The 26,026-nt window shown below is 44.5% G+C and carries 23 protein-coding genes; 18 read left to right on the plus strand and 5 right to left on the minus strand.

All coding sequences use genetic code 11. From position 1 onward, the window contains the following. Nucleotides 1–517: 517 nt before the first annotated feature. Both JN178_RS04660 and JN178_RS04665 read right to left on the minus strand, forming a co-directional pair. Nucleotides 518–820 carry a DUF3301 domain-containing protein gene (locus tag JN178_RS04660; protein WP_159623670.1) on the minus strand — a complete coding sequence of 101 codons (303 nt, stop codon included), beginning with the start codon at nt 818–820 and terminating at the stop codon, nt 518–520. Nucleotide 821: 1 nt separating this feature from the next. After that, nucleotides 822–1,871, minus strand: coding sequence for a DUF3549 family protein (locus JN178_RS04665; RefSeq protein ID WP_202264075.1), 1,050 nt, complete (start codon nt 1,869–1,871; stop codon nt 822–824). A 168-nt stretch (nt 1,872–2,039) separates the two neighbouring features. On the opposite strand from JN178_RS04665, the gene JN178_RS04670 reads away from it, so the two are divergent. The 3 genes from JN178_RS04670 (at nt 2,040) to JN178_RS04680 (ending at nt 3,672) form a co-directional block, all read left to right on the plus strand. Then, nucleotides 2,040–2,399, plus strand: a complete 360-nt coding sequence (locus JN178_RS04670; protein ID WP_232369695.1) for a YqcC family protein — start codon at nt 2,040–2,042, stop codon at nt 2,397–2,399. Then, nucleotides 2,399–3,151 carry a tRNA pseudouridine(65) synthase TruC gene (gene truC / locus JN178_RS04675; RefSeq protein ID WP_202264076.1) on the plus strand — a complete coding sequence of 251 codons (753 nt, stop codon included), beginning with the start codon at nt 2,399–2,401 and terminating at the stop codon, nt 3,149–3,151. Before JN178_RS04670 ends, truC begins: the two co-directional genes overlap by 1 nt. 71 nt (nt 3,152–3,222) lie before the next feature. After that, complete coding sequence (locus tag JN178_RS04680) at nt 3,223–3,672, plus strand: flavodoxin (RefSeq protein WP_202264077.1); 450 nt, start codon at nt 3,223–3,225, stop codon at nt 3,670–3,672. 58 nt (nt 3,673–3,730) lie between these two features. On the opposite strand, the gene dapD is transcribed toward JN178_RS04680, so the two are convergent. From dapD to map, 3 genes are all read right to left on the minus strand, one after another. Beyond that, the gene (dapD, locus tag JN178_RS04685) at nt 3,731–4,555 is read right to left on the minus strand and encodes a 2,3,4,5-tetrahydropyridine-2,6-dicarboxylate N-succinyltransferase (protein WP_202264078.1); all 825 of its coding nucleotides are present in this window, start codon (nt 4,553–4,555) and stop codon (nt 3,731–3,733) included. Next, a complete protein-coding gene (glnD, locus tag JN178_RS04690; protein WP_202264079.1) occupies nt 4,552–7,203 on the minus strand; it encodes a [protein-PII] uridylyltransferase in 2,652 nt (883 codons plus the stop codon). The genes dapD and glnD overlap by 4 nt, the downstream gene beginning before the upstream one ends. A 317-nt stretch (nt 7,204–7,520) precedes the next feature. Then, a complete protein-coding gene (gene map, locus JN178_RS04695) occupies nt 7,521–8,315 on the minus strand; it encodes a type I methionyl aminopeptidase (protein WP_159623662.1) in 795 nt (264 codons plus the stop codon). A gap of 409 nt (nt 8,316–8,724) precedes the next feature. On the opposite strand from map, the gene rpsB reads away from it, so the two are divergent. The 15 genes from rpsB (at nt 8,725) to dnaE (ending at nt 25,965) form a co-directional block, all read left to right on the plus strand. Beyond that, nucleotides 8,725–9,456 carry a 30S ribosomal protein S2 gene (gene rpsB / locus JN178_RS04700; RefSeq protein WP_159623661.1) on the plus strand — a complete coding sequence of 244 codons (732 nt, stop codon included), beginning with the start codon at nt 8,725–8,727 and terminating at the stop codon, nt 9,454–9,456. Nucleotides 9,457–9,578: 122 nt separating this feature from the next. Then, on the plus strand, nt 9,579–10,451 hold the full coding sequence (gene tsf / locus JN178_RS04705; protein ID WP_159623660.1) for a translation elongation factor Ts: 873 nt from the start codon (nt 9,579–9,581) through the stop codon (nt 10,449–10,451). Between the two features lie 219 nt (nt 10,452–10,670). Continuing rightward, on the plus strand, nt 10,671–11,408 hold the full coding sequence (pyrH, locus tag JN178_RS04710; RefSeq protein ID WP_159623659.1) for a UMP kinase: 738 nt from the start codon (nt 10,671–10,673) through the stop codon (nt 11,406–11,408). A gap of 23 nt (nt 11,409–11,431) precedes the next feature. Next, complete coding sequence (frr, locus tag JN178_RS04715) at nt 11,432–11,989, plus strand: ribosome recycling factor (RefSeq protein WP_071817377.1); 558 nt, start codon at nt 11,432–11,434, stop codon at nt 11,987–11,989. A 9-nt stretch (nt 11,990–11,998) separates the two neighbouring features. Continuing rightward, nucleotides 11,999–12,781, plus strand: coding sequence for a polyprenyl diphosphate synthase (gene uppS / locus JN178_RS04720; RefSeq protein ID WP_202264080.1), 783 nt, complete (start codon nt 11,999–12,001; stop codon nt 12,779–12,781). Between the two features lie 54 nt (nt 12,782–12,835). Next, nucleotides 12,836–13,699, plus strand: a complete 864-nt coding sequence (locus tag JN178_RS04725; RefSeq protein WP_159623655.1) for a phosphatidate cytidylyltransferase — start codon at nt 12,836–12,838, stop codon at nt 13,697–13,699. Next, the gene (gene ispC / locus JN178_RS04730; protein WP_202264081.1) at nt 13,699–14,886 is read left to right on the plus strand and encodes a 1-deoxy-D-xylulose-5-phosphate reductoisomerase; all 1,188 of its coding nucleotides are present in this window, start codon (nt 13,699–13,701) and stop codon (nt 14,884–14,886) included. Before JN178_RS04725 ends, ispC begins: the two co-directional genes overlap by 1 nt. Next, on the plus strand, nt 14,880–16,232 hold the full coding sequence (gene rseP, locus JN178_RS04735) for a sigma E protease regulator RseP (RefSeq protein ID WP_202264082.1): 1,353 nt from the start codon (nt 14,880–14,882) through the stop codon (nt 16,230–16,232). Before ispC ends, rseP begins: the two co-directional genes overlap by 7 nt. Nucleotides 16,233–16,291: 59 nt before the next feature. Then, nucleotides 16,292–18,775, plus strand: a complete 2,484-nt coding sequence (gene bamA / locus JN178_RS04740) for an outer membrane protein assembly factor BamA (protein ID WP_202264083.1) — start codon at nt 16,292–16,294, stop codon at nt 18,773–18,775. A 59-nt stretch (nt 18,776–18,834) separates the two neighbouring features. Next, entirely contained in the window at nt 18,835–19,350 is a 516-nt protein-coding gene (locus tag JN178_RS04745; RefSeq protein ID WP_159623647.1) for an OmpH family outer membrane protein, read from the plus strand. A gap of 208 nt (nt 19,351–19,558) precedes the next feature. Next, nucleotides 19,559–20,008, plus strand: a complete 450-nt coding sequence (gene fabZ / locus JN178_RS04750; protein ID WP_159623645.1) for a 3-hydroxyacyl-ACP dehydratase FabZ — start codon at nt 19,559–19,561, stop codon at nt 20,006–20,008. A 1-nt stretch (nt 20,009) separates the two neighbouring features. Beyond that, a complete protein-coding gene (lpxA, locus tag JN178_RS04755) occupies nt 20,010–20,780 on the plus strand; it encodes an acyl-ACP--UDP-N-acetylglucosamine O-acyltransferase (protein ID WP_202264084.1) in 771 nt (256 codons plus the stop codon). Nucleotides 20,781–20,782: 2 nt separating this feature from the next. After that, entirely contained in the window at nt 20,783–21,931 is a 1,149-nt protein-coding gene (gene lpxB, locus JN178_RS04760) for a lipid-A-disaccharide synthase (RefSeq protein WP_202264085.1), read from the plus strand. Next, the gene (gene rnhB, locus JN178_RS04765) at nt 21,924–22,496 is read left to right on the plus strand and encodes a ribonuclease HII (protein ID WP_202264086.1); all 573 of its coding nucleotides are present in this window, start codon (nt 21,924–21,926) and stop codon (nt 22,494–22,496) included. Before lpxB ends, rnhB begins: the two co-directional genes overlap by 8 nt. Before the next feature lie 4 nt (nt 22,497–22,500). Then, nucleotides 22,501–25,965: a DNA polymerase III subunit alpha gene (gene dnaE, locus JN178_RS04770; RefSeq protein ID WP_202264087.1), complete on the plus strand. Its 3,465-nt coding sequence runs from the start codon at nt 22,501–22,503 to the stop codon at nt 25,963–25,965. Nucleotides 25,966–26,026 lie beyond the last annotated feature (61 nt).

Here is a 26,026-nt window from a genome sequence, read left to right on the forward strand (position 1 = left end):
AGGATGCTGTAATTACACGGATTTATGGACTGTAAGGGACTTAACGGATTAATTGAGTGACGGGATGTCACGACAGGATGTAGCAGGAAGCCAGAGTTCAGGACGAATTTGCACGGACGAGCAAACCAAGGAAGACATGAGGACACGCCAAGGATTGGTAAGACTGTAGCAGGAAGTACAGTGAAAAATGGAGCAACGGAAAGGACTGTCAGCGGAGTCTGACATAGGACAGCCCTAGGATGGGGAACGCTGTATGAAGGATGTACAGTAAGTCATGGAGAAATGGAAAGGGACCTACGCAAGGACGGGTAGCTCGCACAGGATGTCGCGAGATTAGAAGGAAAGGGGCGTATACGGATTTTAATCGGGAAGATTTTAGTTGCAAGGGATCGCAGAGAGGGAAACTCAAAATTCCAAGAAAAAGGGGAACCGTTTGGTTCCCCTTTTTTACCTATTTGTGGGCGAATAGTACGTACAGTCTGCGCACAATGATCTCATAGTACGTCACGCATTCTGCTTAAACACGATGCGGTGGGACTTCAGTGCGCACAATGCGTAATCCAACCAACTCTACTTGTCCACTGTATCTATCCTCTCCATTACTGGAAAATTCGAAATTAAATGAACTATGCCAATCAGGTTTTCCATATTTAAACGAAAAGCGGGTTTTGGCGCGCGCGACGCTTAGCAGCTGAAGCTGATGTGTATTGCAATAGTGTGTTAAGTATTTATACGTGGCCTCTGAAATTGCGCGAATTCGCCAAAATTGATAAGCCGCAAATGCAATAACCAGCCAAACTACAAGTTCTAATAGCGTCATGTCACTTTCTCGCTTGAGCAAAGAGTTGATTGAATGCTTTCATCAGACTTTGAGAATGAGTAGAAGAATGAAGCAATGTCAACACTTGGCGACGTAACTTGGGGATCTGAACTAAGTCAGAAAAAAAGCCTGAAAATAGCGCGCCATTGTGCCCTTCTTTTTCGTCCACTTTCGCCGCCTGTTCTAAAAATGCTTCTAGCAGCACTTCATCCATTTGTTCGAAATGCCGTGCGGCTATTACACTTAAAATATCTAGACGTGAAGATACTTCTTGTCTTAAAAGTGCAACTAATTGCGTATTAATGCGCTTAGAAAAAACATCACTGGAAAGTGCACGCAGAGCGCTAAGTGAGACATCACCGCTGTTTTGTAGACGTTCGATTGCAAATGTTTCTATCTGCTCTGGCAATGAGATGTTTTCACTCATCTCTAAGAAGGTATTGAGAAAAACGTCCGAATAAAGCGCCTTGTTAGTGCAAAACGCGCTAACGATGGCGTCATAGTGTTCGTGGCTTTTGAGACCGTGAACAAAGTCAGCGACACTTTGCATTGATATTTGTTGCCAATCGACTAATTGAGGCGCCTTTATATACGCTTCTACTTTTTGAGCATCTTCACTAAGTGGTTGTTTAAGTGTGTGTTTCACGAATGCGTTAAACTGAGCGAGTAGAGATTGACCAGGGACGAAGGAATACGGATTATCTGGTAGCGTTTGCGCTTTTTCAGAGTCGTCCGCGACAGATTGCCCCAAAGCATCAACGATGATTTCTAAAAAATGATTTCGTGTGGCGGATACAACCAACCCTTGCTCATCAAGCGGTAACTTAATAAACCAAATGTAATGCTGATTAGAAGCGCGTTTATTCCAAAAAACAATACCAAACCACGCATGCTGCTGACGAGGATAGGGGGCGTAGGCGCTGCCATTTTCAATATCTAAGAACTGTTGGCTATCAAGTGGGGTTAGTCTGCGACCCATGTCAAATACTTGATATTCTGTACCAGCGTGTAATAAAAACTCGCTGATTGAATTTATGCTATTGGCGCTCATCGTGTATTCCGAAATTACTGCTAATGTTTTTGCTTTAAGGCGCAAGTTTATCACAGCTGTTGTTTTTTCTGACACGCCCAGCGAACTTTGTTTCCTATGCTATACTGCGCCGCAATTTTAGTATTTGAAAAAATTTGAAGTAAGCCGTTAAACGAGGTGACGTCGACAGTGTCTTATATTGCTTTAAGCGCAGCGCTTGATGTATTGGCAATTACAATGCAAAAGGCAAACTTGTGGCCTGAACAGGTGCCTACAAAAGAAGCATTGCAAAGTAGTGAACCTTTCGCAATCGACACCATGCCATTTGAAAGCTGGTTGGCATTTATATTTATTCCCAAAATGCGCATGATTGTGGATGAGAAGATGCCTATTCCACCGATGAATATCGCACCTGCCGCCGAGGTCTATCTTCACTTAACCAACGAAGACTCTGCGGGCAAAGGCGTTGTGGAACAATTGCAGCGAATAGATGCTATAGCGAAGCAATATCAGGTTAGCTTTAAAAATAGCGATGGGAAGTACAGCTAGTGGAAGCGTTAAGTCTCAGTAGTGAAAAACTAAATGTGCTTTTTCAAGATGAGCATGTAGTGGCAATTGATAAACCGCCTGGCTTATTGGTGCATCGCAGCCCGATTGATAAACATGAAACAGTTTTTGCAGTGCAGACCCTTCGCGACCAACTTGGCAAACATGTTTACCCCGCTCACCGGTTGGATAGACCTACATCTGGCGTTTTGCTATTTAGTTTTAATTCAGAGATTGCTGCCCAGCTTGGCAAGCAAATGATGGAAAAACAAGTGACAAAGACGTATCACGCTGTTGTTCGCGGCTTTGTACATAATACTGGTCTTATCGACTATGCACTAAAATATCGCTACGATAAAATTGCAGATAAACACAAACGCCCCCAACAGCCACCTCAGCAAGCAACTACTGTGTATGAGTCAATCGCACACTTTGAGGTGCCTGAACCAGTAGGCAAGTATCAAAGTGCTCGATATTCGTTAGTAAAGCTTCATCCTAGTACGGGGCGCAAACATCAGCTAAGACGTCACATGGTGCATATTCGTCATCCCATCATTGGTGATACAACGCATGGCGACGGCAAACAAAACAAATTCGCAAAGGCATACTTTAATTTTGCTAACTTGGCCTTAAGTTGTACTCATATGGGCTTTACGCACCCTGTTACTGGCCAGTGGGTGGATGTGAATACGGGCATGCATCAAGAGATGCAAAGGCTAGTAGATACATTACAGCCATTTAAAATAACGAAGTAACATGCACGCTTAAGTATGGTGTTCGCTTGTTGCGAAAGTAATAAATTTATTATGAATTAAAAGAGGTAAAAATGGCGACATTAACGATAATCGCGGGCACGGTTTACGGTAATGCTCAGCATGTTGCGGAGCAAGTTGAAGAAAACTTAGCACAGCAGGGGATAGACTGCGTTCTAGAAAGTGATCCTTCAGTTACTGACTTTTCAGACGCCGACGCTCTACTTGTTATTACTTCAACCACTGGGCAGGGCGATGTGCCACCTAATCTAGAATTTGTTTTTTCTGACTTGAAGGATGAGTCGCCGATGTTAACAGGAAAGCCATTTGCAGTGGCTGCATTAGGTGATAGCAGCTACGGGGAAAGCTTTTGTGGCGCAGGTAAGCAATTTCAAGCACTACTTAATGAACTTCAAGCGACTGCCGTTGCAGATTTATTAGAAGTTGATGCAATGGAGACATTGGAGCCAGAGAAAGACGTGGTTGAGTGGGTGAATAGCATTAAAGATAAGTTAATCGCGTAAAGACAAAAAAATGGCGCGTTAAGCGCCATTTTTCGGATAAATCGCTACCTTCAAAAGGCTATTCAACACCGCGAAGTAAAGCGTTAATACCTACTTTAGCGCGAGTCTTTGCATCAACTTTCTTAACAATGATTGCAGCGTACAAGCTGTACTTCCCATCTGCACTTGGCAAGTTGCCTGCAACAACCACAGAACCCGCTGGTACACGACCATAATGGATTTCACCGGTTTCTCGATCATAAATACGCGTGCTTTGACCGATATAAACACCCATAGAGATCACTGAGCCTTCCTCGACGATTACGCCTTCTACAATTTCAGAACGCGCGCCAATAAAGCAGTTATCTTCAATAATTGTCGGGTTAGCTTGAAGCGGCTCTAGAACGCCACCAATCCCCACACCACCAGAAAGGTGAACATTTTTACCAATTTGAGCACATGAACCAACAGTTGCCCATGTATCTACCATAGTACCTTCATCTACAAACGCACCAATATTGACATAAGAAGGCATGACCACTGCGTTCTTACCCACGAAAGTACCCGTACGAACGGCCGCTGGCGGAACGATACGTGCGCCATCTGCAGCAAATTGCTCAGCAGTATAGTTGGTATATTTCAGTGGTACCTTATCGTAAAATTTGCTTTCAGCACCTTCAATTACATCGTTATTGTGTAAGCGGAAGAAAAGCAGTACAGCTTTTTTTAGCCACTGGTGTACTACCCACTCGCCAGCTATTTTTTCAGCAACACGCGCTTTACCAGTGTTAAGTAGCTCAATAGCTTGTGCTACCGCGTTTTTAACATCTTCAGGTGCCGACGTTGGGCTAATGCTGTCGCGATTTTCGAAGGCGTCTTCAATAATGGCTTTCAATTCATTCATGGTATCGTGATATCTTCAAGTTGATCGAGTTTAAACAGTATACGCTTTTTAAGGCTTACCTGTTGTTCTTGGGTTAATGCTTTGCCAGATTCATTGCTGACAATAAAAATGTCTTCCGCGCGTTCGCCAATGGTGGCGATTTTTGCAAGCTTAAGTGTGGTGTTGGTATCGACGAAAGCGTGTCCAATTTTAGCCAAAATGCCCGGTGCGTCCAGCGCTTCTAACTCAACAAGTGTCGCTTCGTCGTTAAGCGTGAAAAATCGCACTTTAGTTGGCACATCTAATTGCTTCATTTGTCGCGGTAGTTTGCGCTTATTCTCATGGGAACGGCCCGGCTTTTCTAATTGCGCCGATATGGCGTTCTCGATAGAGGCGATGCGCGAGTCTGATGTTAATCGCGTTCCGTCATTTTCTAAAATTAGCATGCTATCGAACACATAGCCGTCGCGAGTCACCGTAACATGTGCATCATGGATTGAGCAATTACGACTATCTAATACCGAAGCGACTTGGGCAAATAACGCTTTTCTATCTTTTCCATAAATAAGAAGCTCAGTTCCGCCCTTAGCACTATTATCATTTGCTTTGACTAACAGGCCGCTATGCTCAGGTGTAAGCCAATCGTCTTGCGCCTTTAAAATTTCGTCAGTGTGCCACGCAATTTGAGTTGGTTTAAAGCGCACAAAATAGTCATCATCCAAACGTGCCCACAGTGCATCAATTGCGATTGGGTCGATAGCGCGTTCCTGTAATATTTGACGCGCTTGATGTTTGTGAGTGGTTACTCTCTCATTAAGCGTAACTTGGCATTGCAAGCCATTGTCTAATGCTTTTTGAGTCATTAAGTATAATTCGCGTAAAAGCGACGCTTTCCAGTCATTCCACAAGTTATCGTTAGTTGCACGTATATCTGCAAGCGTTAGCGTGTAAAGCAGATTTAAGTGGTTATGGCTTCTTACTGCGCCAGCGAACTCACTGATAACGTCAGGGTCATAAATATCGCGACGCTGTGCTACTACACTCATAAGCAGATGATTTTCGACCAACCAAGCAATCATTTCAGCGTCGTCACTTGGAATATCATGCAGCTTGCAAAACTTCGCAACATCTTGTGCGCCAAGTGTCGAATGGTCACCATTACGGCCTTTGGCGATATCATGGAAGATGGCGGCGATGTAGAGGACTTCTGGTTTATCTAAATTTCGACAAATTCGACCACAGCGCGGAAAGTCTTTATTTTCCTTCGAAAAGAAATAGTTCACATGCTTTACAAGTCGATGTGTGTGTTCGTCAACCGTATAAGCATGAAACAAATCAAATTGCATCATACCCACAATGGTGTCCCATTCAGGTAGGTAGGCTTGCAAAATACCGTATTGGTGCATTATGTCCCAACCAAAATTAAAGAATTCTGGTTGGCGCATTAATACCATAAACTTTTCACGACATTGGGGGCGTTCAACAAAGTACTCGGTTTCAAACGCGCGATGGGCATTGCGAAGTTGTCGAATGCAAATCGTACTTAAGCCTTGTACCTCTGGGGTATTAGTGATGAGATTTAGAAAATCTAAAATCGCTTCAGGAGAGGTAAAAACATGCTCATGACGCGGTGAAATCATGTTGTCGAGAAGTTCAAAGTCTTCATTGATGATTGAAGTACGCTGCACAGTTTGGTTTAGCATGTCGTACTTAAAACGTTGCAGCAACATTTGATTTAATTCAGAAACCCGTGCGACGGTCCGAAAAAAGTCACGCATCATTTTTTCAACCGAGGGTTTGCCTTCTTCACCGTACCCCAACATCTTTGCGACATCGGGTTGGTAGTCAAACAGTAATCTGTTTTCACTTCTCCCTGCGACTAGGTGCAGTGCACAGCGCATTTTCCAGAGATGCATTCTACAGGCAATTAATTCACTGTGTTCTTGTTCGGTAAAATAACCGTGCCCAACAAGATTCCAGCCGTCGTACTCTTTAAAGTGTTTTTTCGCAACCCAGCCAATAGATTGAATATCGCGAAGGCATCCTGGGTTTTCCTTTATATTTGGTTCGAGGTTATAGGCTGTACCGTTGAATTTTGCATGACGCTTTAATTGTTCATCATATTTGGCTGAGAAGAACGCTTTGCTACTCCATGAGTTTCGACCGTTGGCTTCTTCCCACAGTTTTTCAAACGTAGTTTCACTACCACAAAGCAAACGGCTTTCTACTAGGTTGGTTGCAATGGTTATATCGTCTTTTGCAAGCTTAACCGTTTCTTTGATGGTCCGTACTGACTGCCCAACATCAAGTTTGATGTCCCACAGCAATGTAATAAATTGGCCAATCTTTTCTTGTACTTCCGGTTTAAGTTTCTTCTTACTCACTATGAGCAGGTCAATGTCAGAATGAGGCTGCAGATGCCCGCGGCCGTATCCTCCCACGGCACAAAGCGATAATTCACTCACGGTGTCCAAACCATACAATTGCCACAGGTGGCACAACAGTGCATCGATGAATTGCGCTCTACCCGTTACCAGTTGATTAACGGGCGTTGAGTCAAAAGATGCCGATATCCAAACATAACTTGCTTCAACACAAGATTTTATTGCAGGTATATCGTCAACAGAACTAATAGTGTCGATGTTTTTAATCAGTGATTGCAGGCTCAAAATGTACCTTTCCAAAAGACTTCTTTTTAGACGCTATGAACAATAACACGAATCGATCTGTTTTCGCAGTATCCAAACGGTGCATAATTTGGGGTGGAATGTGAATATTTATGATAATTTGTTGCAAAAATGTTTCTGCTTGTCGGGCGGCTTTTATCGCAAGTTTCTCACCCCTTATTTTGTGCGGGTTAGCGGTAAGCCTGAAAATAAAAAAAGTCACAAAATAGTGATAAGTTATGGAAAATGGACATAAAAAAAGCAGTTGAACATTTATTCAACTGCTTCGAAATTAAGGAATAGAGCAATTTCTCGCTTTATCAACTATGAGATATTACACGAGGTAACGTTTCATCCTCACGCAGGGTTAACACTTCAACACCGTCCTCAGTTACCAACAGCGTGTGTTCCCATTGGGCACTTAAACTTCTGTCTTTGGTTACAACAGTCCATTGATCTGGAAGGACTTTAGAATAACGTTTTCCAGCATTGACCATAGGTTCGATAGTGAAGCACATACCAGGCTCTAAAACATCACCTGTACCTGCCTTCCCGTAATGCACAATTTGTGGCTCTTCGTGGAAGCTAGCGCCAATACCGTGACCACAATATTCGCGGACAATTGAATAGTTATGCGCTTCTGCATGGGTTTGGCAAATATGACCGATATCACCTAGACGCATACCCGGCTTAACCTGCTCAATGGCTTTGTAAAGGCATTCTTGAGTAACGCGAATGAGTCGCTCGGCAAGAATTGAAGGTTTACCGACGATAAACATTTTTGAGGTATCGCCATGATAACCATCTTTAATCACAGTAACGTCAATGTTGATGATATCGCCATCTTTGAGCTTTTTATCCGATGGGATACCGTGACATATACAATGGTTTACTGACGTACAAATAGACTTTGGAAAAGGTGGGTGCCCGTAGTTAAGTGGAGCAGGAATCGCCTTTTGTTCATTGACGATGTAATCGTGACAGATAGTATTAAGCTCATCTGTCGTTATACCCTTTTTCACATGCGGGGTAATCATTTCCAATACTTCGGCAGCCAGTTTTCCGGCTACGCGCATTTTTTCGATTTCTTCTGGGGTTTTGATGATTGCTGTCACAGCGCCTCTCAAATCATTTAAGCTAAAATCAATAAGTATAAATGTGATACGAAGTATAACATTAAACAGGCCACTATTGGTAAGTTGTTGTATGTTAGGGTTTTTGTTGTGGATGCGCCAAAAGAGTCAACAGAGCAAGCCAGCGGAAAGACACCAAGCGCTGACTGACTAAAATAGATGTGTTTTAAGGTTGAAAACTTGAGACTGGTGGCGACTTGTGATATAAAGCGCGCGCCCTGACGGAAAGCTCCATTTGCCTTGTGCAAAAAGCGCCGTTTTAGAGGGTAAATTTATTTTATTAAAACACACATATACCGTCACTTCGTATCGGGGTGTTCAGCGCTGCTTAAATGCAGTTTTGAATCGATACAAGGGGTATATGGAGGCCTAACCCCAAGAGGAAAATAAAATGGCTAATGTTTCTATGCGTGACATGCTGAAAGCCGGTGTGCATTTCGGTCACCAAACTCGTTACTGGAACCCAAAGATGAAGCCTTTCATCTTCGGCGCACGTAACAAAGTTCACATCATCAACCTTGAAAAAACGGTTCCACTTTTCAACAACGCACTTAACTACCTTTCAGGTGTTGCGTCTAAGAAAGGTAAAATCCTTTTCGTTGGTACTAAGCGCGCAGCTGGTGAAGCGGTTAAAGAAGCTGCTCTTAAGTGCGACCAGTACTACGTAAACAAGCGTTGGTTAGGTGGTATGTTGACTAACTGGAAAACAGTACGTCAGTCAATCAAGCGTCTTAAAGATCTTGAGCAACAAAGCCAAGACGGTACGTTTGAAAAGCTAACTAAGAAAGAAGCACTTATGCTTCAGCGCGAAATGGACAAGCTTGAAAACAGCCTTGGCGGTATCAAGGATATGGGCGGTCTTCCAGACGCAATCTTTGTTATCGACGCAGATCACGAGCACATTGCTATCACTGAAGCGCGTAACCTAGGTATCCCTGTTGTTGGTGTTGTTGATACTAACTCTAACCCAGACGGTGTTGATTACATCATCCCTGGTAACGACGATGCTATCCGTGCTATCCAACTTTACTTGGATGCAGCTGCAAACGCTATCAACTCAGGTCGCGAAAGCAACCTTGAAGTACAAGCTGAGCAAGACGACTTCGTAGAAGCAGCAGAGTAATTCTGATTGCTAACTGTCATATCAAGATAATATGACAGAGCTATAATACGAGACGTATTGAGAGGGGCGGTATCGCCCCTTTTACCTAACGAATTTAAAATTTAATGCTGAGGAATTGAAAAATGGCAGTGACTGCAGCACTAGTTAAAGAACTGCGCGAACGTACTGGCGCAGGTATGCTGGATTGTAAAAAAGCCCTGGTTGAGACGGATGGTGACATCGAGTTAGCCATTGAAAACATGCGTAAATCAGGTCAAGCGAAAGCGGCTAAGAAAGCTGGTCGTATCGCAGCTGAAGGTGTAATCCTTACTAAAGTTGAAGCAGGTCGCGCGACTATGCTTGAACTAAACTGTGAAACTGACTTCGTTGCACGTGACGAAGGTTTCCTTAAGTTCGGTAACGAGCTTCTAGAAGTAGCAGCAGCTAACAACATCAACGACATCGAAGCGCTTAACGACGCAGACATGAACGGCGTTAAAGTTAGCGAAGCGCGTGATGCGCTAGTTGCTAAAATCGGTGAGAACATTTCTCCTCGCCGTGTTATCAACGTTGAAGGTGATACACTAGGTGCTTACATTCACGGTGGCCGAATTGGTGTTATCTCTATCCTTACTGGTGGTGACGAAGAGCTAGCGAAAGACGTTGCAATGCACGTAGCAGCGGCAAGCCCGCAGTTCGTTAAGCCTGAAAACGTTCCAGCAGAAGTTGTTGAGAAAGAGAAAGAAATCCAAATCGAAATCGCTATCCAGTCTGGTAAGCCAGCTGATATCGCTGAGAAAATGGTTGCAGGCCGCATGAAGAAGTTCACAGGCGAAGTGAGCTTGACTGGTCAGCCTTTCGTTAAAGATCCTTCAATCTCTGTTGCTGAGCTTCTTAAGAACAACAACGCAGACGTAATCAACTTCGTACGTTTTGAAGTTGGTGAAGGTATCGAGAAGAAGACTGAAGACTTCGCTGCTGAAGTAGCTGCTCAAATGGAAGCTGCTAAGAAATAATTGAGCGTTTATCTTTTGCATTACGCAATAGTTAGATAAACTACAAAGCACCTCATTTGAGGTGCTTTTTTATAGCTGCACTTCATTGTTGTTGCCATTATCGCTCAACGATGTGAAGCTAAGCAGTTAAGCATGCTAAAACGCTTTGTCCTATGCTTTTTGCCTTTAGACAGTAAGAAAGCTATACGACAAAACGGGTTTACGAGGACATTTCAAACTATGAGTATCACACCAAAATCAGCATACCGTCGCATTCTGTTAAAGCTAAGTGGTGAAGCCCTAATGGGTGAAGAAGGCTTTGGTATTGACCCAAAAGTGCTAGATAGAATGGCACAAGAAATTAAAGAGCTGGTTGAGCTAGGTGTTCAAGTTGGCCTTGTTATTGGTGGTGGTAACTTGTTTCGCGGCGAAGGCCTAGCAAAAGCAGGTATGAATCGCGTAGTGGGCGATCACATGGGCATGTTAGCAACGGTGATGAACGGATTAGCGATGCGTGATGCACTACACCGTGCCTTCGTTAATGCGCGCATGATGTCTGCAATCCCACTTAATGGCGTGTGTGATGCTTACAACTGGGCAGAAGCGATTAGCTTACTAAAATCAGGCCGTGTTGTTATCTTCTCAGCGGGTACAGGTAATCCATTTTTTACTACAGATTCAGCTGCTTGCTTGCGCGGTATTGAAATAGAGGCTGACGCGGTATTAAAAGCGACCAAAGTAGACGGCGTTTACAGTGATGACCCAGTTAAAAACCCAGAAGCAACGCTTTACGATGAGTTAACTTATCAAGAAGTGTTAGAAAAAGAACTTAAAGTGATGGACTTGTCAGCATTCACTTTGGCTCGTGATCACAGCTTACCAATTCGCGTGTTCAATATGAACAAGCCAGGCTGCCTAAAGCGCGTAGTGATGGGCGAAAAAGAAGGTACTGTAATCCGCCACGCTGACAACGATTAATTAAGAACAATAGGATACAAATCGTGATTGATGAAATTGAATTAGATGCGCAAGAGCGCATGGAAAAAAGCCTTGTAGCACTTAAGGGCCAATTCAGTAAAATTCGCACAGGTCGTGCACATCCAAGTCTTCTTGACGGTATTATGGTCCCTTATTACGGTGTTGATACACCGCTAAAGCAAGTTGCTAACGTAGTCGCTGAAGATAGCCGCACACTTGCGCTAACTGTTTTTGATAAAAGCGCCATTCAAGCGGTAGAAAAAGCAATTATGCAATCTGACTTGGGCCTTAACCCAATGAGTGCGGGTGGTTCGATCCGTATTCCTCTTCCTCCGCTTACTGAAGAGCGTCGTAAAGACTTAATTCGTGTGGTGCGCAATGAAGCAGAAGGTGGCCGTGTGGCTATTCGTAACATTCGTCGCGACGCGAATGGCGATGTAAAAGATCTGCTGAAAGAAAAAGAAATCAGCGAAGATGAGAGCCGTGCAGCAGAAGAGAACATCCAGTCAATTACTAACGAGTTCATTAAGAAAGTTGACAGCATGCTTGCTGACAAAGAAAAAGAATTAATGGAAGTTTAAGTCAGTATTATGATTGGAAAGCGGTTAAGCGCAGCTAAATCGACAAAAGTAGTGGAGCCGGTTTCATCTGCCGGCCCCAAGCACGTTGCCATCATCATGGATGGCAACGGTCGTTGGGCGCAGAAGAAAGGGAAAATTCGTACCTTTGGTCACAAAGCCGGGGTGGAATCAGTGCGCGCTGTAGTGCGCTTTGCTAGACAAAACGCGATTGAATCACTGACATTATTCGCGTTTTCCAGTGAAAACTGGAAGCGACCAGAAGAAGAAGTCAGTGTATTGATGGACTTGTTCAACCTTGTGTTGAACAGCGAAGCTAAGCGTCTGCATAAAAACGGCGTGCGATTACAGGTAATTGGTGACGTTTCTGCGTTTGACGCCAAGCTTGTAGAAAAGATTCGCAAAGCCGAAGAGATGACGAAGGACAACAAAGACTTGGTCCTTAATATTGCCGCCAACTATGGTGGCCGCTGGGATATCGTCAACGCTGCCAAGCAACTGGCCCAGCAAGTTAAATGTGGTGACATTGATGTTGATAGCATAAATGAAGACACGTTTAATACTCATATTTCTACAGCAAACCTTCCAGAGTTAGACTTACTGATTCGCACAGGTGGCGAACACCGTATAAGTAACTTTTTGCTCTGGCAATGTGCTTATGCTGAATTGTATTTTACCGACGTTCTATGGCCCGACTTCAACGAAGACGTGTTTCAATTAGCCGTAGACGATTTCAATGTTCGCCAGCGCCGATTTGGATTGACTGGTGAGCAGGTTGTCACTGCCGATGGTTAAGACCATGCAGGCGATTATCAGGCACGCCCTGGTAACAGGAGCCAAGGGCAAACTATGCTAAAACAACGAATAATAACTGCATTAATTCTTGCGCCTCTGGCGCTTTATGCCATTCTTTTCCTTCCTATTTTTTGGTTTGAAATTGCCATTGCAGGTGTCGTTGGTATCGGCGCTTACGAGTGGGCAAATATGTCTGGCGTATGCGAGCGCCCCAAAAAGCTTATGTACTTAGTAGGCGCATTCAGTATTTGTATATTGCTTTCGCTTATTGTTGATGCAGATAGCATTTGGCACCAAGGCCAACTTCATGGATTGTATAGAGGTATTTTAACAATTTCGGTCTTTTGGTGGATTGCGTCATTGTTTATGGTGCTAGCCTATCCAAAACATACGGGGTTTTGGCGAGAGAGCAAAGGCGTTAGAACGTTATTTGGTGCGTTAACTCTTATTCCTACATGGGTTGCTGTAATTGCGCTGAAGACAAGTTTGTACGATGTTGACCACCATTACGGCACCTCTTTAATATTCTACGTACTGGGTATTGTATGGGCTGCTGACATTGGTGCTTTCTTCGTGGGTGTTAAATTTGGTCGTCACAAGCTTCGTCCAAATGTATCGCCAGGGAAAAGCTTAGAAGGGTTGTTAGGTGGTATTGCCGCTTCATTTGCGATTATCGCCTTTGCGGCATTGCACTATCAGGTTGAACCTTCGCGAATTTGGCTTCACTTTGTTGTTGGGTGTATTACAGTAGCAGTATCTGCTCTAGGCGACCTTAACGAGAGTATGTTAAAGCGTTGTGCGGGCATTAAGGATAGTGGCAAGATACTACCTGGACATGGCGGTGTGCTTGATCGCATCGATAGTCTTACCGCTGCGTTTCCGGTATTTGCGTTCTGCTATGTAACTTGGATGGCGTAATGCAGACGGTAACAGTACTAGGGGCAACAGGCTCCATTGGTTGTAATACGCTTGATGTTATTAGCCGCCACCCTGAACAATACCGTGTATTTGCTATTACGGGTAATTCACAGCTAGACCTTCTCATGGAACAAGCGCTTAAATGCGCCCCTCGTTATGTTGTTGTCGCTGATGAAAGTCTGTACGACAAGGCTTGTGAGTTAGCAAAGCAATACCGCGTAGATGCTGAAATTTTATGCGGGGCGCAAGCGCTTGAAGATGTATCAAGTGCACCAGAAGTCGATTCAGTTATGGCCGCCATTGTTGGCGCTGCAGGCTTACTGCCAACACTTGCTGCTGTTAAGGCAGGCAAGCGTGTCATGCTAGCAAACAAAGAAGCGTTAGTGATGTCTGGCGCGCTATTTATTGAAGCGGCGAACCAAAGTGGCGCAACAATCTTACCGATTGATAGTGAGCATAATGCTATCTTTCAATGCCTACCTCATGACTTCCAATATGGAAATTTTGAGGCATCGGGCATTCGCAAAATTCTTCTTACGGGCTCGGGTGGACCTTTTAGAGAGCGTGCGCTAGATACCTTTTCGTCTATCAGTATTGATGAGGCAAGTACCCACCCTAATTGGTCGATGGGCAGAAAAATTACGATAGATTCTGCCACTATGATGAATAAAGGGCTCGAATTTATTGAGGCGTGTTGGTTATTCGGCGCGGGTGCTGAAGATATTGATGTGGTTATCCATCCTCAAAGTATTATCCACTCTATGGTGCAGTACATTGATGGCTCTGTTATTGCTCAAATGGGTAATCCAGATATGCGTACGCCAATTGCATATGGTCTTGCATTTCCTGAACGGATTGAAGCCGGTGTAACTCCGCTAGACTTCGCTGATATTAGCAATTTCAGTTTTCAAACACCCTGTTTTAAGCGCTACCCCAATTTGAAGCTTGCCATCGATGCATGTAAAGAAGGGCAGTGTGCAACTACGCGTTTAAATGCGGCTAACGAAGTAGCGGTAGAGCGTTTTCTTTTAGGGCAAATTCAATTTTGTGACATTGCCAAGGTCAACGAAGCCACTCTTGAGTCCATGCCAATGGTAAAAGTATCGTCTATTCAACAAATTCTTGAACAAGATGCTTTAGCAAGAGACAAAGCGAGCGACATTATAAGAGGTAAGTTTCTGTGTTAGCGTTTTTGTGGAGCCTTGGGGCCTTTATTATCGCCTTGGGCATTTTGGTCGCTGTTCACGAGTGGGGCCATTTTTATGTTGCACGCAAGTGCGGCGTTCAAGTTGAACGTTTTTCGATAGGCTTCGGTAAGCCAATTTGGCGCAAGCTGAGCAAATCAGGCACCGAATACGTGATTGCCATGATTCCACTTGGTGGTTATGTTCGCATGTTAGATGGGCGTATTGACGACGTACCACCACACCTAGCTGACAAAGCATTCAATAATAAACCCGTATTACAGCGTATGGCGGTAATTGCCGCCGGTCCAGGGGTGAACTTTATTTTCGCTTTTTTTGCGTTGTGGCTAATGTACCTGGTTGGGCTTCAGACAGTTAAACCCGTGGTTAAAAGTGTTGAGCCCGACAGCATCGCTGCGATGGCAGGTATGCAAAATGGTGACGAAATTATAAAGATTGGTTCTCGCGCTACGCCAGATTGGGAAGCAGTAAATTTTGAGCTTGTATCAAACATTGGTGATGAAAAAGCGCAAATTACGGTTAAAAATTCAGCAGGTGTTGAAAAAGAACTGACATTTACACTGACTTCTTGGAACTTTGACCCAGATAGTGAGTCTCCATTAAGCAGTTTGGGACTAACCCCATTTCGACCTGATCCTACTTTGGAGGTGGGTTTTGTTGGAGAGGGAAGTGCAGCGCAGCAAGCGGGCCTGAAAATTGGCGATACGCTTATTGCGATGAACGGAAACAAGTTGTCATCGTGGAATGGTTTGGTGGACGTGGTGGTCGATAGCCCTGGAGAGCGTGTTGCGCTTGAAATAGAAAGGGATGGACAAACACAGATACTGCATGCCACGATAGCGCGCCGTGATACACCACAAGGGCAAAGTGGGTATTTAGGTGTAAGCCCAACGTTTGAGCCTTGGCCTGAGGGGTATGTGTTTACCCATCAATATGGCATTATAGAGGCTATTGGGAGGGCGCTAGATAAAACGTGGCGTCTTATGACACTCAGTGTCGACATGATAGGTAAGCTCATCACAGGCGATGTGTCTGTGAAAAATTTAAATGGGCCTATCTCAATTGCTCAAGGTGCGGGGACAAGTGCAGAGTATGGACTTGCGTACTTCTTGAGTTTTCTTGCCTTAATAAGCGTAAATTTAGGCATTATTAATTTATTACCCTTGCCCATGCTTGACGGTGGTCACCTCATGTTTTTTACCGTGGAGTGGATCACAGGCAAACCTGTGCCTGAAGCGGTGCAGGAGTGGGGTTACAGAATAGGTGGCGTGCTTCTGTTTATGATTATGGGTATCGCTATATTTAACGATATTGCTCGCATAACCTGATACAAATCAGGAAGTACAAAACAGCTAATATAAAAACGCGGCCAGGAAAAGAAAAATAGATGAAGTTAAAACAGTTAGTAGCAGCCGGAGCCATCCTTTCCAGTGCTAGCTTTGCCAACGCTGCGGCGCAAGACAGTGAGTTCGTTGTTGAAGATATTCGTGTAGAAGGCTTACAACGTGTTGCACTAGGTGCGGCGCTTACATACTTGCCGGTACAGGTTGGTGATGAGCTAAATACGTTCCGAGTGACACAGCTCATTCGTTCACTTTACTCTTCAACTCACTTTGAGAATGTAGAAATACTGCGCGATGGCAACACACTTGTTGTTCGCGTCGCTGAGCGTCCAACCATTAGTAATATCATTTTTGAAGGCAATGACGACATCAAAGATGAGCAGCTTCAAGAAAGCTTAGATGGTAATGGCGTAAGAGTTGGTGAGCCGCTTGATAAAACAGTACTGACATCTATTGAAAATGGCCTCAAAGATTTCTTCTACAGTATTGGTAAATATAATGCTGATGTAACGGCAATCATCACGCCACTTCCGCGCAATCGCGTAGATTTAAAGCTGCTTTTTGAAGAGGGCGATGCCGCTGAGATTGCGCAGATAAACATTGTGGGTAACGAGCTTTTCTCTGACGAAGAGTTAATGGAAGCGTTTGAGCTCCAATACGATACACCGTGGTGGGATTTCCTTTCAGAAACCCGTTACCAGCAGCAAACGCTACAAGGTGATATGGAAACGTTGCGCAACCATTATCTTGACCGCGGTTACTTACGTTTTAATGTAGACTCGACTCAAGTGTCAATGACACCCGAGAAGTCAGGCATTTATATTGCGATGAACGTAAGTGAAGGAGAACAATATACTATCTCTGAAGTAGAGTTAGTCGGTGACGTACTCGGGCACGAAGAATATATTGAAGCAGTATTGCCACTGACGCCAGGTGAGCTATACAACCAAGCTGAAGTCACTTATACCGAAGAATTCATCAGCAAATATTTAGGACGCTTTGGCTACGCTTATCCGACCGTAACTACAGTACCTGATATCAATGATGAAGATAAAACCGTTAAATTGACTTTATCTGTAGACCCAGGAAAACGTATTTACGTGAACCGTATCAAGTTCAACGGTAACGTAGTCACCGCAGATAATGTGCTTCGTCAAAACGTTAGTCAGATGGAAGGTACGTGGTTATCAAATAACCTACTTGAGTCTTCAAAGAACCAACTTTCTCGTTTGACTTACATGGAAGAGGTTGAGTTTGAAACAATCCGTATTCCAGGTTCAGAAGATAAAGTAGATGTAAACTTTAACGTTAAAGAGCAACCGTCAGGTTCTTTCAATGCGGGTATCGGCTATGGTGACCGTACCAAATTGAGTTTGCAGGCTGGTATTCAGCAGGATAACTTCTTGGGTACAGGTAAACGCGTAGGTATTAACCTAAGTACAGTGTCTTATCAGCGCTCAGCACAAATCACTTATAACGACCCTTACTTCACTATTGATGGCATTAGCTTGGGTGGAAGTATTGGTTATAGCGAATTTGATGGTTCTGACTTCAACGTTATCCAGTACAACTCAAAGCGCTGGTCTATTGGTGCCAACATTGGTTACCCCATCAACGAATTTAACCGTATAAACTTCGGTTTGACTTACTCTAACGTAGAGCTATTCAACCGTGGTTATTACGAGCAAACCGAACAATTCTATAACCAGTTCACCAATGGTGAAGATCCAGATGCAGCGATTAAATACGATAGCTATTTGGCGAGCGTGAGCTGGAGTAGAAGTACATTGAACCGCGGTCTATTCCCGACGGCGGGTTCATCGCAACGTGCCTCTTTTAGTATCACTACACCAAACTCAGACGTTAACTACTTCAAAACCGTGTTCGATGGAAAATGGTACTTCCCACTTTCTCGTAATCAACGCTGGTCGTTCCTTGCTCGTATGCGTCTAGGTTACGGTAATGGCTATGGTGATATCGACGGTAATGAGCAAATTCTTCCATTCACCGAGAACTTTACGGCGGGTGGTGCAGATTCATTGCGCGGGTTTGAAAACAACACAGTTGGTCCTCGCGGTATCTTCCTTGGCAACGCAGGCAGTATCGTTGGTCCAGATGGCGTACCATTCCCTGGCGACCCTGCCAATGCCCAAATTTCTTGGTCGCAGCGAAGCCTAGGTGGTAACGCAATGGCGCTCGGTGGTATCGAGCTAATTGTTCCAACACCATTTGTTGAAGAAGACATGGATAACTCAGTTCGCACAAGTTTGTTTGTGGATGTGGGTAACGTGTGGGATACTGAATTCGACTATGACAGATATAGCCAGTTTGAAGTAAGTCCAAACCAGCGCGGTGAACAAGTGCTATTGGACTATTCTGATTGGAGCCTGTATCGTAGCTCGGCAGGTGTATCGGTTCAGTGGATTTCTCCAATGGGACCAATGGTATTCAGCTTCTCGAAAGCTATACAACAGCGCGAAGGTGATGATGCACGATTCTTCACCTTCAATATCGGTCAAACTTTCTAAATATTAAAAGTGGCGCGAGATTACCGCGCCCTATAAAAAGATGAAAAAAGGAGTTCCTTTTGAAACAGTTGGTTAAACATATCGTTGCTGGTGCAATGTTGGGTAGCGCTTTAGTAAGTACGTCTGTAATGGCGGAACAAAAAGTAGCAGTTGTTGATGTTCAAGGTATTTTCCAAGCTATGCCTCAGGCTGCTGAAATTCAAAATGCAATTCAAGCAGAGTTTAAAGACCAAATTGAAGAAGTAAACCAACTTCAACGTGACGGTCAGTTTTACGCAGAGCGTCTACAACGCGATGCGGCTACAATGAGCGATGCAGAGAAGAAAGAACTAGAACAAAAAATCTTGTCAGTACGTGAAGCGCTAGCCACAAAAGGTCAACCGCTACAGCAAAACATTCAGCGTCGTAGCAACGAAGAGCGCAACAAGCTTCTTGGTCTTATCAAGCAAGCGATTGACTCTGTTGCGGCGAAGCAAGGCTATGATCTTATTCTTAACTCAGGTGCAGTTGCATTTGCAAAAGAAGAGCATGACCTTTCTGAGCAAGTTCTAGAGCAAGTTAGCAAAGTTAACTAATTGCTTTTGCTGCCAAGGTAGGCAGTTAACAGGCTATAATATCTTCAGACCAATACTCAAAAGGTGTTGGTCTGATTTGTTTTTTACGCTTAACAGCGTATGGTTGCCGCCGTTTTGTTTTTTTACGGCGAGCTTGACCATTATACCCGCGACAATACATTGAGGGTAAACACCACTAAAGGTCATGCTTGTATACAGGAGAAAGTTTTTGACCAATTCACTCAATACCATCGAAATTCAGGAAATCCTGGAATTACTTCCGCATAGATATCCATTCCTATTGGTCGATCGCGTAACAGACTATGTGCTGGGTGAGTCGATTAAGGCCTATAAGAATGTTACCATTAATGAGCCTTGTTTTACGGGACACTTTCCCGAACAGCCGATTTTTCCAGGCGTGCTCATTCTTGAAGCGATGGCGCAGGCTGCCGGTGTGCTTGGTTTTAAGACCATGGGCAATAATGACAAGTTATATTTGTATGCAGGGATAGACAACGCGCGCTTTAAGCGTCCTGTTGTACCAGGTGACCGATTAGAATTCGATGTTGCCTTAGTAAAAGAGCGCAGAGGGATCTGGAAGTTTAAAGGTACTGCGAGTGTCGATGGCGACCTAGCTTGTAGTGCAGAATTTATGTGTGCGATGAGAGAGATAGCATAACGTGATCCATCCTACTGCGGTAATTTCTGATAGTGCAACCATTGGTGAAAACGTCACCATAGGCCCCTTTTGCGTGGTCGATGACAATGTCACAATTGGCGATGGCTGTATACTGAAATCACATGTGGTGGTACGCGGCCCTACGCGTATCGGTAAAAACAACAAGTTTTATCAGTTTTCTTCTATTGGTGAAGACTGCCAAGATAAAAAGTACGCGGGCGAGCCTACTGAACTGGTTATCGGTGATGATAACGAGTTTCGTGAAGGGGTTACCGTTCACCGCGGTACTATTCAAGATAAAGGCATTACCATTATAGGCTCACGTGGCCTATTTATGGCCAATGCGCATATTGCGCACGATTGTGTTCTAGGCGACGATATTATCATTGCTAATAATGTTGCAGTGGCAGGTCACGTTCATATGGACGACTTTGTCATCGTAGGCGGTGCAGTAGGTATCCACCAATTTTGTAAGATCGGTGCACATGCCTTTTTGGGCGCAGGCGGTATTATTCTGCGCGATGTGCCACCTTTTGTGATGGTGAGCGGCCAAAAAAATATCCCACAGGGAATTAACTCTGAAGGCTTGAAGCGTCGTGGCTTCGAGAAAGATGAAGTGATGGCGATTAAGCGCGCCTATAAGGCTATTTACCGTGAGGGCAATACAGTGGAAGAAGCAATTACCAAGCTCGCCGAGCCTGCAGCTTCATTTCCTGGCGTGGCCAGAATGGTCGACTTCCTTAAAAATGCACAGCGAGGCATTATTCGCTAATTATGACAAGGCCATTACGAATCGGCATGGTTGCCGGAGAGCCCTCTGGTGATGTACTTGCCGCTGGAATGGTGGCTGAACTAAAGCGCCAATACCCCAATGCTATTATCGAGGGTATTGGTGGTCCCAATATGATAAAGAACGGTTTTCACAGTCTTTTTGACATGGAAACCTTATCGGTTATGGGGCTAGTTGAAGTACTTTCTCATCTTCCGGCTATTTTAAAAGTTAAAAAGCAGCTGCTTACTCATTTTGAGAAAAACCCACCTGATATTTTTGTTGGTATAGACGCTCCCGATTTTAATCTACGTGTAGAGAAAACGTTAAAAGCACGTGGCATTAAAACCATGCATTACGTAAGCCCGACGGTGTGGGCATGGCGTGAAAAACGCATTCATAAAATCGCAAAAGCGTGTAACAGAGTGTTGGGGTTATTCCCATTTGAACAACAGGTATATGATAAATACCAAGTACCCTATACGTTTGTAGGTCACACAATGGCAGATGCTATTGCCATAGAGCCCGATCAAAAAGCGGCGCGGCAATCTCTTGGACTTGATAGTGATCAACGCGTACTTGCAGTACTTCCTGGTTCAAGACGCGGCGAAGTTGAGACACTACTGCCTGTCTTTTTAGAGACCATTGAAGCGATTCATTCTAAGCAAAGTGATATCACGTTTGTGATCCCTGCGGCTAATGAGCACCGCCTTGCTCAAATTAATGACATCCTTTCTAATAGCGATAATGCGCAAGCGCGCCTACCCATTAAAATTTCACAAGGCACTGCACGAGAGGCAATGATTGCCAGTGATGTAATTTTACTTGCCTCTGGTACGGCGACATTGGAAGCGATGTTGTGTAAAAGGCCTATGGTAGCGGCGTACAAACTTGCACCGCTGACTTATCGCATTATGCAGCGGTTGTACAAAGCACCGTTTTTCACCTTACCTAATTTACTTGCAAATGAAGCAATTATTCCTGAATTGCTTCAAGATGACGTTAATGCAGAGAATATGAGCAAACAGTTGCTCAACTTCTTCGAAAGTGACAATTCTGTTCTTATTTCCCGTTTCACCGACCTCCACCATACGCTAAAATGCAATGCTGATAAAACAGCAGCAAAAGCTGTCGTGGAGGAATTGTTTGCATAAGTTAATTGCCGGAGTAGACGAAGTAGGGCGCGGACCACTGGTAGGTGATGTGGTCACCGCCGCAGTTATTTTAGACCCTAATAATCCTATTGAAGGGCTTACTGACTCTAAGAAGTTAAGCGAAAAAAAACGTGTTGCTTTAGCACAGGAAATTCGCGAAAAAGCACTCTATTGGAGTATCGGACGCGCCAGTCCTGAGGAAATCGATAAACTCAACATATTACACGCCACCATGCTGGCTATGACCCGTGCGGTTGACGGGCTTGCCGTAAAGCCTGACTTTGTGCGCGTAGATGGCAATCGCGTGCCTGCCTGGAATTACGACGCTGAGGCCGTAGTGAAAGGTGATAGTCTTCATGCAGAAATATCGGCAGCGTCAATTATTGCCAAAGTGGAGCGTGACAATGATATGCTCACCTTACACGACGCCTACCCCCAATATAATTTTGCTGGGCATAAGGGCTATCCGACTAAAGCGCATTTTGAAGCCATTGCTGAATTTGGCGTTTTAGACTGCTATCGCAAAAGTTTCAAACCAGTAAAAGCGTTACTTGAAGAGAAATAACATCATGTCATCGCCATTTATTCATTTACGTGTCCACAGCGATTTTTCAATGATGGATGGGCTTAACAAGGTAAAGCCTATCTTAGGAAAGGTAGCAGCTTTGGGTATGCCTGCTGTTGCCATTACTGATCAAATGAATATGTGCGGCTTGGTAAAGTTTTACTCTGAAGCGCATAATTTAGGTATCAAACCCATTATCGGCACCGATTTTTGGGTGACAAATGAAATATTTGGTGATGAACCATTCAGGCTGACGTTGCTCGCAATGAACAACGAAGGCTACAAAAATATAACTATTCTTATTTCAAAAGCGTACCTTCGTGGGCATTTATCTCATCGTGCGGTTATCGACCAAGAATGGTTAGCAGAGCACAGTGAAGGCGTTATTGTGTTATCAGGTGCTCAGCATGGTGATATTGGCGTTGGACTAATGAAGAACAACGCCAAAATACTAGATAGCGCATTATCATTCTATGAAACTCACTTTCCCGACCGCTTCTATTTAGAGCTCATACGCACAGGTCGTCAGGGCGAAGAAGATTACTTACACTTGGCGGTAGAGCTTTCCGAAAAGCAAGGGTTGCCAGTAGTAGCCACTAACGAAGTGTGTTTTATCGAGCAAGAAGGCTTTGAAGCTCACGAGATCCGCGTGTGTATTCACGATGGATACACCCTTGATGACAATCGTCGTCCCAAGCGCTATAGCGATCAGCAATATCTGCGAACCGCCGATGAAATGATTGAGCTGTTTAGCGACATTCCAGAAGCAATTGAAAACACCGTTGAAATTGCAAAACGCTGTAATGTTACCGTGCGGCTAAACGAATACTTTCTACCGCAATTTCCTACGGGCGGCATGACCACCGAAGACTTCTTGGTTAAGGTATCGGAAGAAGGTCTAGAAGAGCGCCTTGAATTCTTATTCCCCGATGAAGAAGTGCGCAAAGCGAAACGTCCTGAGTACGATGATCGCTTGCGCGTAGAGTTAGAAGTAATCAACCAAATGGGATTCCCGGGTTACTTCCTTATCGTTATGGAGTTCATTCAGTGGAGTAAGGATAATGGTATTCCGGTAGGTCCTGGTCGAGGCTCTGGTGCCGGCTCACTGGTGGCTTATGCCCTAAAAATTACCGATCTAGACCCACTTGAATTCGATTTGCTATTCGAACGTTTCTTGAACCCAGAGCGTGTATCCATGCCCGACTTCGACGTCGACTTCTGTATGGATAGACGAGACGAGGTAATCGACCACGTTGCTGAGCTTTACGGGCGTCAGGCGGTATCACAAATTATCACTTTCGGTACCATGGCGGCAAAAGCGGTGGTTCGCGATGTAGGTCGCGTATTAGGCCACCCCTATGGCTTTGTAGACCGCATTTCTAAGCTTATTCCACCAGACCCAGGCATGACACTTGAAAAAGCGTTTAAGGCCGAGCCTCAATTGCCCGAAGTATACGATAGCGATGAGGAAGTCAAAGACCTCATCGATATGGCACGAATTCTAGAAGGGGTAACGCGAAACGCAGGTAAGCACGCTGGTGGTGTTGTTATTGCGCCAACCACTATTACTGATTTCTCGCCTTTGTATTGTGATGACGAAGGTAAAAACCCGGTTACTCAGTTTGATAAAAACGATGTTGAAACTGCCGGCCTCGTAAAATTTGACTTCTTAGGCCTTCGCACACTGACTATCATTCAGTGGGCAATCGATATGATTAAAGAAGGCAAAAACGTTGAAGTAGATATCAGCGCGATTCCACTTGAAGATCCTAAGAGTTTTAGAACGCTTCAAAACGCCGAGACTACCGCGGTATTCCAGTTGGAATCTCGAGGTATGAAAGAACTGATTAAGCGCCTTAAGCCTGACTGCTTTGAAGATATTATCGCACTGGTTGCACTATTTCGCCCCGGTCCACTGCAATCGGGCATGGTAGATAACTTTATTGACCGTAAACACGGACGTGAAGAAATTTCCTACCCTGATGCTGAATATCAGCACGAGTGCTTGCAAGAAATTCTAGAGCCTACTTATGGCATTATCTTGTATCAGGAACAGGTAATGCAGATTGCTCAGGAAATGGCAGGCTACTCATTGGGTGGCGCCGACTTGCTGCGTCGTGCAATGGGTAAGAAAAAGCCAGAAGAGATGGCCAAGCAGCGTGGTACGTTTGCTGAAGGTGCCAAAGGCAATAATATCGACCCAGACTTGGCGATGAAAATCTTTGACTTGGTAGAAAAGTTTGCGGGATATGGTTTTAACAAATCTCACTCGGCAGCTTATGCACTGGTTTCATACCAAACACTGTGGTTAAAAGTACACTATCCCGCTGAATTCATGGCAGCAGTAATGTCTGCTGATATGGATAATACAGATAAAATCGTAACCCTTGTCGACGAATGTGAGCGCATGGGTATTGAGATACTGCCGCCAGATTTGAATGCGGGTAAATACAAATTCACCGTCGATAGTGAAGGGCGTATTGTCTACGGGATTGGCGCAATTAAAGGGGTAGGGGAAGGCCCGATTGAGGCGATTATTGAAGCTCGTGAAACCCAAGGTGCGTTTAAAGACCTCTTTGATTTCTGCGCCAAAATCGACATCAAGCGCGTTAATAAGCGCGTGCTCGAGAAGTTGGTCTTAGCAGGTGCAATGGACAATTTAGGCCCACATCGCGCAACGCTCATGGCAAGCTTGCCAGAGGCACTTGCAGCAGCAGGTCAGCACGCAAAAGCGGAGTCGTTTGGCCAGTCTGATATGTTTGGTCTACTGACTACCGAACCAGAAGATGTTAAGCAGGCGTTTGCCGACGTGCCAGAATGGCCTGAAAAAGTCTGGCTGGAGGGTGAAAAAGACACATTGGGCTTGTATCTTACGGGTCACCCCATAAATCAATATGCCGATGAACTGCGTTATTACACGGATGGACGCTTGGTTGATTTAAAACCCACGGGCAAAGATCAAATGGCTAATGCAGTTGGTCTTGTGCTTGGTGTGCGTGTAATGACTAATAAGCGCGGACGTCGCTGGGCTATTGTGACTCTTGATGACAAGAGTGCAAGAATAGACGTACGTTTCTTCCCCGATATGTATGAACAGTTCGAAAGTGTCCTTGAAACCGATAGAATTTTACTCATAAAGGGACAGGTCAGCTTTGATGATTTCTCTGGGGGCAATACAATCACCGCCCGTGATGTAATGGACATTGTTCAGGCACGAGAGAAAAACGCGAGAGCACTGGCACTAAATATAGATACCCAGATGCTTGAACCAAAGAAAATGAGTCAGATGCAATCTATCTTGCAGGCATTTAACGGTGGAAGCTGTCCCGTTCAATTGGTCGTGACACATCCCGATGCAGAGGTTACTCTAGCATGCGGAGCTAAATGGTATGTCACACCAGAGGATCAACTTTTACACGACCTCAAACAGTGTTTGGGAGAAAAAGCCGTTTCAATACTCTACCATTAAGGGTAAGAGTTCGATAGATTGGACATCTCGCGTTTGCATAGACGAGCGTAGTACGAATAGG

It is taken from the genome of Alteromonas sp. KC3 (assembly GCF_016756315.1).
Taxonomy (GTDB): Bacteria; Pseudomonadota; Gammaproteobacteria; order Enterobacterales; family Alteromonadaceae; genus Alteromonas.

Excerpts from the sequence above, each read along its gene's own strand:
- lpxB (WP_202264085.1), top strand. The coding sequence starts at position 20,783 with ATGACAAGGCCATTACGAATCGGCATGGTTGCCGGAGAGCCCTCTGGT.
- rpsB (WP_159623661.1), top strand. The coding sequence starts at position 8,725 with ATGGCTAATGTTTCTATGCGTGACATGCTGAAAGCCGGTGTGCATTTC.
- JN178_RS04660 (WP_159623670.1), bottom strand. The coding sequence starts at position 820 with ATGACGCTATTAGAACTTGTAGTTTGGCTGGTTATTGCATTTGCGGCT.
- tsf (WP_159623660.1), top strand. The coding sequence starts at position 9,579 with ATGGCAGTGACTGCAGCACTAGTTAAAGAACTGCGCGAACGTACTGGC.
- JN178_RS04725 (WP_159623655.1), top strand. The coding sequence starts at position 12,836 with ATGCTAAAACAACGAATAATAACTGCATTAATTCTTGCGCCTCTGGCG.
- JN178_RS04665 (WP_202264075.1), bottom strand. The coding sequence starts at position 1,871 with ATGAGCGCCAATAGCATAAATTCAATCAGCGAGTTTTTATTACACGCT.
- dapD (WP_202264078.1), bottom strand. The coding sequence starts at position 4,555 with ATGAATGAATTGAAAGCCATTATTGAAGACGCCTTCGAAAATCGCGAC.
- bamA (WP_202264083.1), top strand. The coding sequence starts at position 16,292 with ATGAAGTTAAAACAGTTAGTAGCAGCCGGAGCCATCCTTTCCAGTGCT.
- pyrH (WP_159623659.1), top strand. The coding sequence starts at position 10,671 with ATGAGTATCACACCAAAATCAGCATACCGTCGCATTCTGTTAAAGCTA.
- dnaE (WP_202264087.1), top strand. The coding sequence starts at position 22,501 with ATGTCATCGCCATTTATTCATTTACGTGTCCACAGCGATTTTTCAATG.
- JN178_RS04680 (WP_202264077.1), top strand. The coding sequence starts at position 3,223 with ATGGCGACATTAACGATAATCGCGGGCACGGTTTACGGTAATGCTCAG.
- uppS (WP_202264080.1), top strand. The coding sequence starts at position 11,999 with ATGATTGGAAAGCGGTTAAGCGCAGCTAAATCGACAAAAGTAGTGGAG.
- ispC (WP_202264081.1), top strand. The coding sequence starts at position 13,699 with ATGCAGACGGTAACAGTACTAGGGGCAACAGGCTCCATTGGTTGTAAT.